A 13,423-nucleotide genomic window follows, 5' to 3' on the forward strand; every position below is an offset into this window, starting at 1 on the left:
CGGCCTCGCCGGCGACCGCGGGTCCCGCGGTGATCAGCGCACGCGGCGGAACAGCGCCTCCAGGGCGATGACCAGCACCACGGCGATCACCACGTGCATCAGCGAGAGCATCACCGTGGACGGTCCGTCGAAGTCCGCGGCCAGGGTGCCCGCGATGGTGCCGAGCGATGCCGCGGCGCCGACCACGGCGGCGACCCGCAGGATCGGGGCCCACAGCTTCGAGAGCAGCACGGCCACGGTCATGCCGACGGCCAGCGGTACCACCGTCATGAGGACGACGCCGCCGGGGGCGACCGAGGCGCGGACCCCGGCCTCGTCGGTCATGGTGAAGTCGCCGCCCGCGACGAGGCCGATCAGCCACAGGGCGAGGTTCGTGAGTAGGGACAGGCCGACGGCGCCCAGCACGGCGGTCGTGCGGGTCGGGCGGAAGGTCGACGGGGCTGCGGTGTCGATGGCGGTCATGATGTCTCCTCGGGTCGTTTTCCGGAACGAGTCCATCAAATAACCCGAAGCAATGTTGAGGTCAAGCCCTAATTCAAACCGGATTGTGCGGCGACGACTGCTGCCTGCACCCGTGACTGCACGCCGAGCTTCATTAGCACCCGCGAGACGTGCGTCTTCACGGTGGCCTCGCCGATGTCGAGACGCCGCGCGATCTGCTGGTTCGACAGGCCCTCGCCGAGCCCGGCGAGGACGTCGCGCTCGCGGTCGGTGAGCGCGCTGAGGTCGACGGCCGCGGGCTCGGCGCCGGGACGGGGGATCGCCGCGATCACCGCCCGGGTGACCTTGGGGTCGAGTACGGCGTCGCCGGCCGCGACGGCCAGGACCGCGCGGATCAGCTCGTCGCCGCCCGCCGACTTGAGCAGGAAGCCGCTCGCCCCGGCGCTCAGCGCGCCCAGGACGTACTCATCGAGGTCGAAGGTCGTCAGCACCAGCACGGCGCTGTCGGTCTCGGCCACGACGGAGGCCGTCGCCGCGAGCCCGTCGACCCGCGGCATGCGGACGTCCATCACGACCACGTCCGGCTTGAGGGCCCGCGCCTGCCGCAGGGCGGCGGCACCGTCGGCCGCCTCGCCGATCACCCGCACCTCCCCGGTCGATTCCAGGAGCAGGCGCAGGCCCGCCCGGATCGCCGCGTGATCGTCCGCCAGGACGACGGTGGCCGTCACCGCGCCACCTCCATCGGGATCGTCGCCCGGACCACCCACGCCCCGTCGTCGGGTCCCGCGGTCGCCGACCCGCCGATGGACTCCGCGCGGAAGGCGATGTTGCGCAGGCCGTCTCCGGAGCCGGTCGGGCCGGGTAGCAGGGCGTTCGCGGCGGTCATGGTCAGGTGCTCCTCGGTGACGTCGACGTCGACCTCCAGCGCGGCGCCGGGGGCGTGTTTGGTGGCGTTCGTGATGACCTCACCGAGGATTCGCGTGAGGGTGGCCTCGACGGCGGTGGGCAGCGGACCGTCGGGCAGCCGGAGCCGGACGGACACGCCCGCGGCCCCCGCCGTCTCGATGAGCGGCTCGAGGGATTCGAGGGTGGTGCGGACGGCGGCGTCGTCGGGCGAGGTGAGCAGGTTGATCGTGGCCCGCATCTCCTCGAGCGCGGCGAGGCTGCCGGACCGGATCGACTGCAGCACCGCCGGATTCTCGGGCGTGCGCTGCGCGGCGTCGGCGAGGATCGCGACCGCGGAGAGGTGTCCGGCGACGGTGTCGTGCAGCTCCCGTGCGAGGCGCCGCCGCTCGTCCGCGAGCGCCGTGGCGCGCCGGGACTCACCCTCCTCGCGCTCGAGCTCCGCGAGCCGGCGGTAGGCGAGCACCGCCCGGCCGTAGCCGATCGGCGACCAGATCACGGCGATGAGGATCAGCACGGCGTACATGCCGGCCTTCACCCCGACGAAGGCGGTCGCGCCGACGCCGAGCACGACCGTGAGCACCAGCACCGTCACCGAGACGACGTCCCGCAGCCGTTCGGACCCCGTCGCCACCGCGAGGTAGATCACGTCCGACAGGGCGATCCACAGCACCACGGACGGCCCGAAGGTGAAGTCCCAGGCGACCAGGGCCAGCATGAGGCCGAAGGCCGCGGCCGGGCGGCGCCGGGCGAGCAGCTGGATCGCCAGTGCGCCGCCCAGCAGCCCGAGCTTGACCTGCCACGGGTAGAAGTCCTCGGTCCGCGAGTTGACGGACCACCCGCCGGCGCCCCAGAGCACCGCGCCCACCAGGCAGATGCCGAAGGCCGGCACGGCGGCGTACTCCGACGACCACCCGCTCAGCACCGACCTCATGCGCCCATTGCAGCACATCGCCGCGGCCGGCGGGTCCACCGAAAGGGGGAGGGCCCACGGGCCACCGGGGGGACGACGACGGCGCGCGGGCGCGGCACAGTGGGCGGCATGGGAGAGCTGAACAATCCGGTGCTGTGGACGATCGCCGCGTGCGAGATCGGCTTCTGGGTCCTCGTGGTCGGTGGCCTCGCGATGCGGTACATCCTGCGCTGGCGCCGCCCGGGGATGATCGCGCTGGCGCTGGTGCCGCTGCTCGACGTGGTGCTGATCGCGGCCGTCGCGATCGACCTGTACCGCGGCGGCGAGGTGGGCTTCGCGCACCGGCTCGCGGGCATCTACCTCGGATGCACCGTGATGTTCGGGCACCGCATGATCGCCTGGGCGGACGAACGCTTCGCCCACCGCTTCGCCGGCGGGCCCGCGCCGCGGAAGGTGCCCAAGCTCGGGCCCGAGCGGACCCGCAAGGAGTGGTCGGACTTCTACCGGTGGCTCGGGGCCGTCGCCATCGCCGGCGCCGTCTCGCTGGGGCTGGGCTACACCGTCGCCGACGACACCCAGCGCGAGGCGCTGATGGGCGTCTTCGGGACCCTCGGCGTGATCACCGTCATCTGGTTGGTCACCGGACCGCTGTGGGTGACGGGCCGCGGCGAGACCGCCGAGCGGTGATCACGCGGGCGGATCGCGGGCAGGCGCCTTTCAGGATGCGAAGCGGACGTAAGCGGCGAATACTCCCAGGTGATTCGGATCACCCTCTGATCGGAGATGCCATGACCGTGTCCGCCTTCACCATCGACGTCCCCGACGCGGAGATCGCCCAGCTGCAGGAACGGCTGCGCGCGACCCGCTTCCCGGACGTCGCCCCCAACACCGACTTCGCCCGCGGTACGTCCGGCGAGTACCTGCGCGATCTCGTCGCGTACTGGGCCGACGGGTTCGACTGGCGCGGCGCCGAAGCGGGGCTCAACGCCGTACCGCAGTTCCGGGCCGAGGTGGACGGTCGCCCGCTCCACTTCCTGCATCGCGTCGCCGCCGACTCCCGCGGCGCGATCCTGCTGTTGCACGGATGGCCGGATACGCCCTTCCGGTACCGGCGCGTGCTCGACGACCTCACCGCCCGCGGCTTCGACTGCGTCGTGCCCTCGCTGCCGGGCTTCGCGTTCACCGGCGGGCACGCGCTCTCGAGCACCGCGACCGCGGACCTGTTCCAGCGTCTCATGACCGAGGTACTCGGCTACGAGAAGTTCGTGGTGGCGGGCGGCGACGTCGGCACCGTCGTCGGCTCGCAGCTCGCGCGGCGGCACCCGGACCGGGTCGCCGGCCTGCACCTGACGAACGCGGAGTACCCGACCGGCGCGGAGACGGATCTGGACGAGGAGGAGCGCGCCTACGCCGAGTTCATCCAGTACTGGTGGGCCACCCAGGGCGGCTACGCGGCCGTCCAGTCCACGAAGCCGCAGATCGTCGGCCCCGCGCTCAACGACAGTCCCGCCGGGCTCGCCGCCTGGATGATCGGGCTGATCGACACCGGGTCCCAGGATCATGACGTCGACGGTGCCTTCGGCGGGCGCGACGAGCTCCTCACCAATCTCAGCATCTATTGGTTCACGCAGACCGCCGCCACCGCCGCGGACAGCTACGCCGCGGACGGGTGGGGCGGCGAGGCCACCAGGATCACCGTGCCGACCGCGATGGCCATCTACCCGCGCGAGGCCCAGTCGCCCCGCAGCTGGTGCGAGCGCGCGGCGAACGTGGTCCGGTACACGACGATGCCGCGCGGCGGGCACTTCGCGGCCCTCGAGGTGCCGCAGGACTACGCCGGCGACCTCCTCGCGTTCGTCGAGGAACTCGGCTAGAACGCCGAACGGCCCGGCGGAGACCGCCGGGCCGTTCGGTGGGAGACGTTTAGTCGAGGTAGTCGCGCAGGACCTGCGAGCGCGACGGGTGCCGCAGCTTGCTCATCGTCTTCGACTCGATCTGGCGGATGCGCTCCCGCGTCACGCCGTAAACCTGACCGATCTCGTCTAAAGTGCGCGGCTGACCGTCGGTGAGGCCGAACCGCAGGCGGACCACGCCGGCCTCGCGCTCGGACAGGGTGTCCAGCACGGACTGGAGCTGGTCCTGCAGCAGCGTGAAGGACACCGCGTCGACCGCGACGACGGCCTCCGAGTCCTCGATGAAGTCACCGAGCTGGCTGTCGCCCTCGTCGCCGATGGTCTGGTCCAGCGAGATCGGCTCGCGCGCGTACTGCTGGATCTCCAGCACCTTCTCCGGCGTGATGTCCATCTCCTTCGCCAGCTCCTCCGGGGTGGGCTCGCGGCCCAGGTCCTGGAGCAGCTCGCGCTGGATGCGGCCGAGCTTGTTGATGACCTCCACCATGTGCACCGGGATGCGGATGGTGCGGGCCTGATCGGCCATCGCGCGGGTGATCGCCTGCCGGATCCACCAGGTGGCGTACGTGGAGAACTTGTAGCCCTTGGTGTAGTCGAACTTCTCGACCGCGCGGATCAGGCCGAGGTTGCCCTCCTGGATCAGGTCCAGGAACGCCATGCCGCGGCCGGTGTAGCGCTTGGCCAGCGAGACCACGAGGCGCAGGTTGGCCTCGAGGAGGTGGTTCTTGGCGCGGTTGCCGTCGCGGGCGATCCAGTTCATGTCGCGCCGGATGCCGATCGCGGGCTTCTCGCCGCGCTCGAGCCAGCGGTTGATCTGCTGCTCGGCGAACAGGCCGGCCTCGATCCGCTTGGCGAGCTCGACCTCCTCCTCGGCGTTGAGCAGCGCGACCTTGCCGATCTGCTTGAGGTAGGCGCGCACGGAGTCGGCCGAGGCGGTGAGCTCGGCGTCCTTGCGGGCCTGTCGCAGCGCCTCCGACTCCTCCTCGTCCCAGACGAAGTCGCCCGATGCCTTGTCCTGCTCGGACGGCTCCTCGTCCTCCGCGTCCGCCGGGGCGGGCTTGGTGACGGCGCTCTTCGCCTTCGCATCCGCGGTGTCGTCCGCGGCGTCGTCGGCGTCGAGCGCGACCTCCTCGTCCGCGAGCTCCGTGGGATCGGGATCGCCGTCGAGCTCCGGATCGACCTCGTCCTCGGCGCCGCCCTCGGCGCCGGCCGCCGAGGCGTCCTTCTTGCCCGCGGCCTTCTTCGCCGTGCGCTTCGCCGGACCCGCGGCCGCCTTCTTGGCCGGGGCCTTCTTGGCGGGGGCCTTCTTCGCCACCGCCTTCTTGGCCGGGGCCTTCTTGGCCGCGGCCTTCTTCGCGGGAGCCTTCTTGGCGGTGGTCTTCTTGGCGGGGGTCTCCGCCGAGGTGGCCGAACCGTCCACGCCGTCTGCCGACGGTGCGCTGGAGCTGGTCTGCGTCGCTGCCACGTACGCCCTTTCCTACTGTGCCTGCATGCGCCGGAACCGCTTCCCGGGCGCGACAACAACACCTGTTCCGAGCCGTGCGCGGCGTCGGTGGTGGCTGAGGCGACCGGAGGCGAGGGAGACCGGCGTCTGTTCCGGCGTTTCGACGCCGGCACCCCATTGTAACGATCCGGTCGCTCCGCCCGCATTCACCTGCGGTCAAAGCGCCCGAACCGGACGGATCAGCCGCGCTGCGACGCCATCGCCGCGCCCACGATCCCGGCGGTGTTCAGCAGCTTCGCGGGGATCACCGGAGTCTTCACCTCGAGCAGCGGGACCCACTTGTCGGCCTTGCGGCTGATGCCTCCGCCGACGATGATCAGGTCCGGCCAGAGCAGCTTCTCGTACTCGCGGAAGACGCGGCTGACCTGGCCCGCCCACTTCTCGTAGCTCCATCCGCGGCGGTCCTTGATCGAGCTGGCCGCCCGGTGCTCGGCCTCCTTGCCCTCGACCTCGATGTGGCCGAACTCGGTGTTGGGCACCAGGGTCCCGCGATAGATCAGCGCCGAGCCGATGCCGGTGCCCAGGGTCAGGAGCAGGATCACCCCGTCGAAGTCGCGGCCGGCGCCGTACCGGTCCTCCGCCAGCCCCGCCGCGTCCGCGTCGTTGAGCACAGTGACCGGACGATCGAGAGTGGACGTGAAGAGCTCGCTCGCGTCGGCGCCGATCCAGCCCGGGTCGATGTTCGCCGCGCTGCGGACCGTGCCGTTCGTCACGACCGCGGGGACGGTGATCCCGACGGGGCCGGCCCAGTCGAAGTGCTCGATGACCTCGCGGACCGCGCCGGCGCACGCGCCCGGCGTGGACGGCTGCGGCGTGGGCACCTTGAAGCGCTCGCCGACCAAGTCGCCCGTGTCCATATCTACGATGCCGCCCTTGATGCCGCTGCCGCCGATGTCGACGCCGAACCCCAGATTCTCCGCCATTGCCTACTCCGCATTCCTTGAGGTGCCGGACCGCAGTCCTCCGCCCGGGTGCCCCCGGCGCTGACAAAGTACCGCGGATTGTGGTTCTGTGGTGGGCGTGCAACTTAACCGGTGGGAGTTGTCCGAGATCGCCGTCGCCGTCGTCACGGAGGCCGCGCAACGCGTCGCGGCCCGCCGGGCGGAGGTCTTCGGCGCCAATGCATTCGATGGCGCCGACGGGACGCGTCCGGAGGGTGTGACCACCAAGTCGACGCCCACCGACCCGGTCACCGTCGTCGATACCGAGACCGAGCGCTTCGTGCGGGAGCGGCTCGCGGAGCTGCGGCCCGACGACGCCGTCCTCGGCGAGGAGTTCGGTGGCGAGCAGGGGGAGCCCGGCGCGGTCCGCTGGATCGTCGACCCCATCGACGGCACCGTCAACTTCCTCTACGGGGTGCCCGCCTACGCCGTCTCCCTCGGCGCCCAGGTCGACGGCGTGTCCGTGGCGGGCGCGGTCGCCGACGTGGTGCACGGCACCGTCTACGCCGCCGCCCTGGGCGAGGGTGCGCGCGAGATCGCCCCCGACGGCACGGTCCGCGGGCTCCGGGCGAACCCGATCACCGACCCCGCGCTGGCCCTGGTCGCGACCGGCTTCGGGTACTCCCGCGAGCGCCGCGAGAAGCAGGGCCGGGTTCTCGCGCAGCTGTTGCCCGCGGTCCGCGACGTGCGACGCATCGGCTCCGCCGCCCTCGACCTGTGCATGGTGGCCGCCGGCCGCGCCGACGCGCATTTCGAGCACGGCCTCAGCCCGTGGGACTGGGCCGCAGGCGCCCTCGTCGCGCAGGAGGCCGGCGCGGTTGTGATCGTGCCCGCCGCGGACTCCACGAGCGATGACGGCGCCCTGACCCTCGCGGCCGCGCCGGGCATCGCCGACGGGCTGATCGCACTGCTGCGGGAGGCCGGAGGGCTCGAGGCCCTCTAGGGCTGCGGCACCCGGCCGCGGGGCGGATCAGCTGCGGGCGGACCGCTCAGCGGTTGCAGGACTGGCTGTGCACGGCCGAGACGAGGGCGGGGTTCGCCCCGCCGTCGGCCGCACCCGCGGGAGCCGCCCGCAGGATCCGCAGGATCTCCTGCGCATCGGTGCTGGGCTCGAGATCGGTGAAGAACGTGCCCAGGACCAGGTCGACCGAGTTGTCGCGCCGCCCGTCGTCCACCAGCTCCGCGCACGGGGCGATGATCCAGGCCGCTGCGGCCGCTGCCCGGCCCGAATCGCCGAACCGCAGCTGCGCCTGGCAGGCCATCTCGGGGTAGACCGGGTCGTTGCCGTAGGCGCCGGTGGTGGGTGCGCCGAACCCGTAGTCGGCGAGTTTGTTCAGGGTGGTCTCCGCGCGGCCCGCCTGGCCCGAGGCGTTGAGCACGCGCACCGTCGACGCGGCGAGCGGTGCGGGCCGGACCGAGACCAGGTCATCGGGGGAGACGACGTCGAACTTCCCCGACGCGGGCGCGGGCGCCGGCGCGGTGGCGCCCGCGCGCGCCGCGGCGCCCGTCGTCGGCGCCGCCGAGGCCGACGGGGCCGGCGGCGGCGGGCAGGACACGGGCGCTGCGGTCTCCTCCTGGGAGGACATGGCGCGGGCCCAGGTCGCGATGGCCACGACGGCGAGGACGGCGATCACGATGAGGATCGGGAGCGTGTTGCGCCGCCGGAACGGTTCACCGTTCCGGTCGAATCGCCGGCCCGTGCCGGTGAGCTGGGAAACCACGGCCCCGACTGTACGGGAGGGCGTCGCCCGGGCAGGGGAGGCGGCGCGGGAGTCGCGCGGGAATCATCCGGGCCCATCGTGCGTTGGAGGGGCAACGAGCGGTGGAATCCGGACCGTCACGGAAAGTCCGTGACATCCGATTTCGAGTGCGCTACACTCTGGCCGCTCGCGCGGGAAACAACGCGCCCGGCGGTCTCGGAAACCCTGAGGCCCAGGGGTACGAGCAAGGATGGGGATGACACGGCATGGCAACTGATTACGATGCTCCACGGCGGTCCGAGGCGGATGAGATCTCGGAGGATTCGCTCGAGGAGTTGAAGGCCCGTCGCAACGAGGGCCAGTCCGGCACGGTGGACGTGGACGAAGGCGAGACCGCCGAGTCCTTCGAGCTCCCCGGTGCCGACCTGTCGGGCGAGGAGCTGAGCGTCCGGGTGGTGCCGAAGCAGGCTGACGAGTTCACCTGTACCAGCTGCTTCCTGGTGTACCACCGCAGCCGGCTCGCCGATCCGGACGGCACCGAGCTGATCTGCATCGACTGCGCCTGACGGCTACTTTCTCCGCGGCGGCCCGCTCGCTATCCGAGCGTGGTCGCGGCGGGGATGAGCGCGAGCATCTTCTCCGGATGCCGCGTGGAGACCATCCAGTACGGCGTCGGATCGTCGGGGTCGTCGAGGACCACGACGATCATGGTCTTGATCCAGCCGCGGTGGTACACGAACGCCGCGGGATCGAGCTGGCGGCCGAGCGCCGCGCTCTTCGCCTCCGCCGGCACGGCCGCGGCGCGGGAGATCAGGTCCAGCGGGAGGTGGGCGTTGCCCGCCCACAGCTCACCGTCGCGCACGCCGACGCTGCCGCGGCCCATCGACCAGAGCAGCACCGCGATCACGGCGACGATCAGCACGAACGCGCCGATCATCCAGTCCCCCCACTTCGCAGCGAGAGTCACCTCGAAACACAGCAGACCCGCCACGACCGCTCCCGCGAGCCACCAGTACCACGGCACCGTCGGCCTCTCGGTGTAGCCGTTCTCCGGCTTCGAGGTCTTCACTGTTCGATCGTCCGACACGGCTTCAGCGTAGTCTGCATCCCATGGTGAGCCAGATACCCCTACTGCGGCTCGACGAGGGCCTCCCACTCCCCAAGCGCGCACATCCCGGCGACGCGGGCGTGGACCTGTACTCGACGACCGACGTGCGGATCGAACCCGGCGCCCGCACGCTCGTCGCCACCGGCGTGGCGATCGCGCTGCCGCACGGCACCGTCGGCCTGATCCACCCCCGGTCCGGCCTGGCTGCGAAACACGGTCTCACCGTGGTCAATACGCCCGGCACCATCGACGCCGGCTATCGCGGCGAGATCAAGGTGTGCCTCCTGAACACCGACCGCGAGACGGCCGTCGACATCAAGCGCGGCGACCGCATCGCCCAGTTGCTGGTGCAGCGCGTCGAGTTGCCCGACTTCAAGGAGGTCTCGTTCCTCGACGAGACGGTCCGCGGCGCCGGCGGCTACGGCTCGTCGGGCGGCCACGCCAGCCTCGAGTCCTCCCACTGATTCACCACCGAACCCCCGAAGACCCAAGGAGCACCGTTCATGGCCCTCGGCCGCCGCAAGTCCAAGCAGCGCAGCACCGCGAGTGTCGACCCGTACGCCACGATCGGGCAGCCGGAGCACCACACGGCGCCGGTCCCCGCGGACGACGACGAGGCGCAGGAGCTCGGCACCGGCGCCGGCCCGTACGACCTCAACTCCCTGGAGAGCACCGAGGGCCTCGACGACGGCCGGCTCGATCTCGGCTCGATCATCCTCGCCATGCCGCCGGAGTCGCAGCTGCAGGTCGAGATGAGCCCCGAGGGCGTTCCCGTCGGCGTGCACCTCGACACCCCCGTCGGCCGGATCACGCCGGGCGTCTTCGCGGCGCCCAAGTCGGGCGGGCAGTGGCGCGAGGTGGTCACCGAGCTGGCCGATTCACTCCGCGAGAACGGCGCCCAGGTCGCGATCGAGGACGGCCACTGGGGCCGCGAGGTCGTCGGCACCCAGCCCGACGGCGTGCTCCGCTTCATCGGCGTCGACGGCCCGCGGTGGATGGTCCGCATCGTCGTCGCCGCGCCGCTCGAGAACGCCGATCAGGCCGCTCAGCTCGCGCGCGCCATGCTCGCGGAGACAGTGATCCGCCGCGGCATCGACCCGCGCCCCGCCCGCGACCACCTGGAGATCGAGCTCCCCGCCGAGCTGGTGCAGCAGCTGCAGGAGGCCATGGCGGCCCAGCAGGCGCAGCAGGAGCAGGCCGCTGCGGCGATCGCCGCGCAGGTCGCGCAGCGCGCCGCCGCCGAGGGCCCCGCAGCCCTGCGGCAGAGCAATCAGGACCGGCTCACCCAGGGATCCGCGCTGACCCGGCTCAACAACCAGCAGTAAGGCCGTCGAGCCCCGCCCGGCCCAGGACGGCCGGGTCGGGGCCGAGGTCCGCGAGGTCGACCACGACCGCGGAGGCGTTGGGGATCGCCGCCGCCCACGTGCGCGCCGTGGCGACGGGGTGGATCAGGTCGCCCTCCGCGCCGACCACGACGGTGCGCGCGACCAGTCCGCCGAGCGCGGACTCCGTCGGCGCGGCGAACCCGGCCGCCTCCCGCAGGGCGGGCGCGAGGAAGTCGCCGTGCGCGGCCCAGGAGCGGCTCAGCTCCCGCGCCAGCCACGGCGGGCTGCCCGCCCGCATCCGGGCGATCGCCTCGGCCGCGTCCACCTCGTCGACGACGTCCGCGGTCACCCGCGCCGACATCGCCGCGGGTACCTCCGGCCCGGCCGCGCCGCACCACGGCGGCAGGGTGAGGACGAGCGTCGCATCGGCGTCGGGGTGCTCGAGCGCCCAGCCCGCGGCGACGGCCGAGCCCAGAGAGACCCCGCAGACCAGCAGCGGTCCGTCGGCGGCGGCCGCGTCCAGCGCCGCGCGGTATCCGGCCACCACCGACGGCGGCGTCGCGTCGACCGCCATGGTGCGCGCGCACAGCGCGGTGAGCGGCGCGAACGCGCGGAGCGCGAAGTCGGCGTCCGAGCCCGAGCCCGGCAACAGGACGGCGGTGGTGTGCGCGGGGAACTGCATGCGCCGAGCATGCCAGGATGTCGCCGCGCCGCGGCGGGGGCACCGACGGCGGACGGCCGCCGGCCCGCCGCCGCGTAGTGTGATCGTGTGAAAGATGGTGCAGAGCAGGAGCCGGACACGGCGGCGGACGACGCCCCCGAGCCCTCGATCAAGGATCAGGTGCTCGACCAGATGGGCGGCTGGCAGGGCATGGTGTACTCCGCGCTGCCGGTGATGGCCTTCGTGCCCGCGAACGCGGTCTGGGGACTCAAGGGCGGTGCCATTGCGGCCCTCGCCGTCGCGGCGCTCGTGGCCGTGGTCCGCGTCGCCACCCGCACCTCCATCCAACCGGCGATCTCGGGATTCTTCGGCGTCGCGGTCTGCGTGGTGATCGCGATGATCGTCGGCGGCAACGGCAAGGGCTACTTCCTGTACGGCATCGTGATGCAGGCCGTCTTCGCGGTCGTCTTCGCGGTCTCGCTGGTCGTCCGGTGGCCGCTCGTCGGGGTGCTCTGGCACCTCTTCGACGAGCGGAAGAAGGATGCGCCCGGCGCGGAGGGTGCGGGCGCCGGCCACGACTGGCGCGCCGACCGGCGGCAGTACCGCGCCTTCGCGTGGCTGACGGTGCTGTGGTTCGCCATGTTCGTCGTGCGGTTCGCCGTCCAGTTCGCGCTGTACCAGAACGACGACGTCGGCGGGCTCGGCGTCGCACGTATCGCCATGGGCTGGCCCATGTTCGCCGTCGGCCTGCTTATCACCTTCCTCGTGGCCAGGAGGACGACGCATGCTCGCGCCGAATGATCTGCTCGAGCTGACCTGCGGCGCACCGGGGCACGGCGGCTTCGTCGTCGCGCGGTACGACGGCCGCGCCGTCTTCGTGCGCGGAGCGCTCCCCGGGGAGACCGTCCGCGCCCGGGTCACCGAGGTCAAGAAGTCCTACGCCCGCGCGAGCACCGTCGAGGTGCTCGAGGCCTCGCCGCACCGCGTACCCGAGGCGTGCGCCGCGGCGGCCGCCGGCGCCGGCTGCTGCGACCTGACTTTCGCCGCCCCGGCCTACCAGCGCGAGCTCACGGCGGCCGTGTTGCAGGACCTCCTCGTGCGCTTCGGAGGCTTCGAGCCCGATGCGCTCGAGCCGACCGTCGAGCCCCTGTCCGACGGGCTCGTCACCGGCTGGCGGCACCGCGCCCGCCTCGTCGCGGACGCCGACGGCCGCCTCGGGCAGCACGCCCACCGCAGCACCGCGGTGATCGTCGCGCCGTGTGCGCAGCTGCCCGACGCGCTGACCGACCTCGCGGCGGGGCTGCGCGCCGAGCCCGGAACCGAGGTCGCCCTCGTCCTCGACGACGCGGGCGCCGCGCACGCCGCGGTGCCCGCGCGCCGCGGCCGCCCAGCGAAGGTCCTCGCCGGCGCGCCCTTGGCCGAGTACCGGGTGGGCGCGCGGTCCTGGCGGATCCCCGTCGGGGGCTTCTGGCAGGCGCACCGCGATGCGGCGTCCCGGTACGCCCAATGGGTCGCCGCCTACACGGGACGGTACGGGGGAGAGCCCGGCCGCGCCTGGGACCTGTACGGCGGCGCGGGCGTCCTCGCCGGCGCGCTGGTCGACGAGGGTTTCGCGGTCGACGTGGTCGAGACCTCCGGCGGTGCGATCGCGGCCGGCAGGCAGTCCCTCGCGGACGAGCCCGTGGCGTTCCACCGCGGCGACGTCTCGTCCCGCCTCAAGGGCCTCCCGTCGCCCTCCGTCGTGGTCCTCGACCCGCCCCGCGCAGGCGCCGGCGCAACGGTCGTGACGGCGATCGCGGCGGCCGGTCCGCGGGCGATCGTGCACGTCGGTTGCGATCCGGCGGCGTTCGCACGCGACGTCGGCGCCGCGTGCGAGAACGGCTATCGCGTCGCTGAGCTGGACGCATACGACGCCTTCCCGGGAACGCATCACCTCGAGGCGTTCGCGGTGCTGGTGCCGGGGCGCGAAAACCGTCGCGGCCGGTAAAGTGGCAAAGGCACCTCTCACGGGAGTAGA

At 72.5% G+C, this 13,423-nt stretch carries 16 protein-coding genes; 8 read left to right on the forward strand and 8 right to left on the reverse strand.

The genetic code is table 11. The annotated features are described in order from the left end of the window. Positions 1–33 precede the first annotated feature (33 nt). From ACLQ3K_RS17825 to ACLQ3K_RS17835, 3 genes are all read right to left on the reverse strand, one after another. A complete protein-coding gene (locus ACLQ3K_RS17825) occupies positions 34–462 on the reverse strand; it encodes a DUF6069 family protein (RefSeq protein WP_426000978.1) in 429 nt (142 codons plus the stop codon). 68 nt (positions 463–530) lie between these two features. Beyond that, on the reverse strand, positions 531–1,169 hold the full coding sequence (locus tag ACLQ3K_RS17830; protein ID WP_224645717.1) for a response regulator: 639 nt from the start codon (positions 1,167–1,169) through the stop codon (positions 531–533). Continuing rightward, positions 1,166–2,278 (reverse strand): sensor histidine kinase, encoded by a 1,113-nt coding sequence (locus ACLQ3K_RS17835; RefSeq protein ID WP_224645716.1) that lies wholly within the window; start codon positions 2,276–2,278, stop codon positions 1,166–1,168. The genes ACLQ3K_RS17830 and ACLQ3K_RS17835 overlap by 4 nt, the downstream gene beginning before the upstream one ends. Before the next feature lie 108 nt (positions 2,279–2,386). Here ACLQ3K_RS17835 and ACLQ3K_RS17840 point away from each other — a divergent pair, with 108 nt between their 5' ends. Both ACLQ3K_RS17840 and ACLQ3K_RS17845 read left to right on the forward strand, forming a co-directional pair. Then, entirely contained in the window at positions 2,387–2,944 is a 558-nt protein-coding gene (locus tag ACLQ3K_RS17840) for a hypothetical protein (RefSeq protein WP_224645715.1), read from the forward strand. A 101-nt stretch (positions 2,945–3,045) separates the two neighbouring features. Next, a complete protein-coding gene (locus tag ACLQ3K_RS17845; RefSeq protein WP_224645714.1) occupies positions 3,046–4,131 on the forward strand; it encodes an epoxide hydrolase family protein in 1,086 nt (361 codons plus the stop codon). A gap of 49 nt (positions 4,132–4,180) precedes the next feature. Here ACLQ3K_RS17845 and ACLQ3K_RS17850 read toward each other — a convergent pair whose 3' ends face one another. After that, a complete protein-coding gene (locus tag ACLQ3K_RS17850) occupies positions 4,181–5,632 on the reverse strand; it encodes an RNA polymerase sigma factor (protein ID WP_224645713.1) in 1,452 nt (483 codons plus the stop codon). Between the two features lie 218 nt (positions 5,633–5,850). Next, positions 5,851–6,594 (reverse strand): polyphosphate--glucose phosphotransferase, encoded by a 744-nt coding sequence (gene ppgK / locus ACLQ3K_RS17855; protein WP_224645712.1) that lies wholly within the window; start codon positions 6,592–6,594, stop codon positions 5,851–5,853. Positions 6,595–6,691: 97 nt separating this feature from the next. Between ppgK and ACLQ3K_RS17860 the strand changes: the two genes are divergently transcribed. Next, positions 6,692–7,555: an inositol monophosphatase family protein gene (locus tag ACLQ3K_RS17860; protein ID WP_374201275.1), complete on the forward strand. Its 864-nt coding sequence runs from the start codon at positions 6,692–6,694 to the stop codon at positions 7,553–7,555. A 46-nt stretch (positions 7,556–7,601) separates the two neighbouring features. Here ACLQ3K_RS17860 and cei read toward each other — a convergent pair whose 3' ends face one another. Then, positions 7,602–8,333: an envelope integrity protein Cei gene (gene cei, locus ACLQ3K_RS17865; RefSeq protein WP_224645710.1), complete on the reverse strand. Its 732-nt coding sequence runs from the start codon at positions 8,331–8,333 to the stop codon at positions 7,602–7,604. A gap of 245 nt (positions 8,334–8,578) precedes the next feature. Here cei and ACLQ3K_RS17870 point away from each other — a divergent pair, with 245 nt between their 5' ends. Then, positions 8,579–8,878, forward strand: a complete 300-nt coding sequence (locus ACLQ3K_RS17870) for a DUF4193 domain-containing protein (protein WP_068525100.1) — start codon at positions 8,579–8,581, stop codon at positions 8,876–8,878. Between the two features lie 29 nt (positions 8,879–8,907). Here ACLQ3K_RS17870 and ACLQ3K_RS17875 read toward each other — a convergent pair whose 3' ends face one another. Next, positions 8,908–9,399, reverse strand: coding sequence for a DUF3093 domain-containing protein (locus ACLQ3K_RS17875; protein ID WP_426000979.1), 492 nt, complete (start codon positions 9,397–9,399; stop codon positions 8,908–8,910). A gap of 23 nt (positions 9,400–9,422) precedes the next feature. Here ACLQ3K_RS17875 and dut point away from each other — a divergent pair, with 23 nt between their 5' ends. Together dut and ACLQ3K_RS17885 are read left to right on the forward strand one after the other, a co-directional pair. Continuing rightward, the gene (gene dut, locus ACLQ3K_RS17880; RefSeq protein WP_212553016.1) at positions 9,423–9,884 is read left to right on the forward strand and encodes a dUTP diphosphatase; all 462 of its coding nucleotides are present in this window, start codon (positions 9,423–9,425) and stop codon (positions 9,882–9,884) included. Between the two features lie 39 nt (positions 9,885–9,923). Then, positions 9,924–10,745: a DUF3710 domain-containing protein gene (locus ACLQ3K_RS17885; protein ID WP_224645708.1), complete on the forward strand. Its 822-nt coding sequence runs from the start codon at positions 9,924–9,926 to the stop codon at positions 10,743–10,745. On the opposite strand, the gene ACLQ3K_RS17890 is transcribed toward ACLQ3K_RS17885, so the two are convergent. After that, on the reverse strand, positions 10,729–11,427 hold the full coding sequence (locus tag ACLQ3K_RS17890; RefSeq protein ID WP_426000980.1) for an alpha/beta fold hydrolase: 699 nt from the start codon (positions 11,425–11,427) through the stop codon (positions 10,729–10,731). The two genes, ACLQ3K_RS17885 and ACLQ3K_RS17890, sit on opposite strands and share 17 nt — an antisense overlap. 87 nt (positions 11,428–11,514) lie before the next feature. Here ACLQ3K_RS17890 and ACLQ3K_RS17895 point away from each other — a divergent pair, with 87 nt between their 5' ends. Both ACLQ3K_RS17895 and ACLQ3K_RS17900 read left to right on the forward strand, forming a co-directional pair. Beyond that, complete coding sequence (locus ACLQ3K_RS17895) at positions 11,515–12,207, forward strand: DUF3159 domain-containing protein (protein ID WP_336670462.1); 693 nt, start codon at positions 11,515–11,517, stop codon at positions 12,205–12,207. Beyond that, positions 12,191–13,393 carry a class I SAM-dependent RNA methyltransferase gene (locus tag ACLQ3K_RS17900; protein ID WP_336670461.1) on the forward strand — a complete coding sequence of 401 codons (1,203 nt, stop codon included), beginning with the start codon at positions 12,191–12,193 and terminating at the stop codon, positions 13,391–13,393. The genes ACLQ3K_RS17895 and ACLQ3K_RS17900 overlap by 17 nt, the downstream gene beginning before the upstream one ends. Positions 13,394–13,423: the final 30 nt, after the last annotated feature.

Origin of the sequence: Tsukamurella sp. DT100, from assembly GCF_049844855.1 — a bacterium.
Lineage (GTDB): Bacteria > Actinomycetota > Actinomycetes > Mycobacteriales > Mycobacteriaceae > Tsukamurella.

What these genes read in the sequence shown, in the direction of transcription:
- ACLQ3K_RS17825 (WP_426000978.1), bottom strand. Translation starts at nt 462, where the DNA reads ATGACCGCCATCGACACCGCAGCCCCGTCGACCTTCCGCCCGACCCGC.
- ACLQ3K_RS17835 (WP_224645716.1), bottom strand. Translation starts at nt 2,278, where the DNA reads ATGAGGTCGGTGCTGAGCGGGTGGTCGTCGGAGTACGCCGCCGTGCCG.
- ACLQ3K_RS17840 (WP_224645715.1), top strand. Translation starts at nt 2,387, where the DNA reads ATGGGAGAGCTGAACAATCCGGTGCTGTGGACGATCGCCGCGTGCGAG.
- ACLQ3K_RS17845 (WP_224645714.1), top strand. Translation starts at nt 3,046, where the DNA reads ATGACCGTGTCCGCCTTCACCATCGACGTCCCCGACGCGGAGATCGCC.
- ppgK (WP_224645712.1), bottom strand. Translation starts at nt 6,594, where the DNA reads ATGGCGGAGAATCTGGGGTTCGGCGTCGACATCGGCGGCAGCGGCATC.
- ACLQ3K_RS17870 (WP_068525100.1), top strand. Translation starts at nt 8,579, where the DNA reads ATGGCAACTGATTACGATGCTCCACGGCGGTCCGAGGCGGATGAGATC.
- dut (WP_212553016.1), top strand. Translation starts at nt 9,423, where the DNA reads ATGGTGAGCCAGATACCCCTACTGCGGCTCGACGAGGGCCTCCCACTC.
- ACLQ3K_RS17885 (WP_224645708.1), top strand. Translation starts at nt 9,924, where the DNA reads ATGGCCCTCGGCCGCCGCAAGTCCAAGCAGCGCAGCACCGCGAGTGTC.
- ACLQ3K_RS17890 (WP_426000980.1), bottom strand. Translation starts at nt 11,427, where the DNA reads ATGCAGTTCCCCGCGCACACCACCGCCGTCCTGTTGCCGGGCTCGGGC.
- ACLQ3K_RS17900 (WP_336670461.1), top strand. Translation starts at nt 12,191, where the DNA reads ATGCTCGCGCCGAATGATCTGCTCGAGCTGACCTGCGGCGCACCGGGG.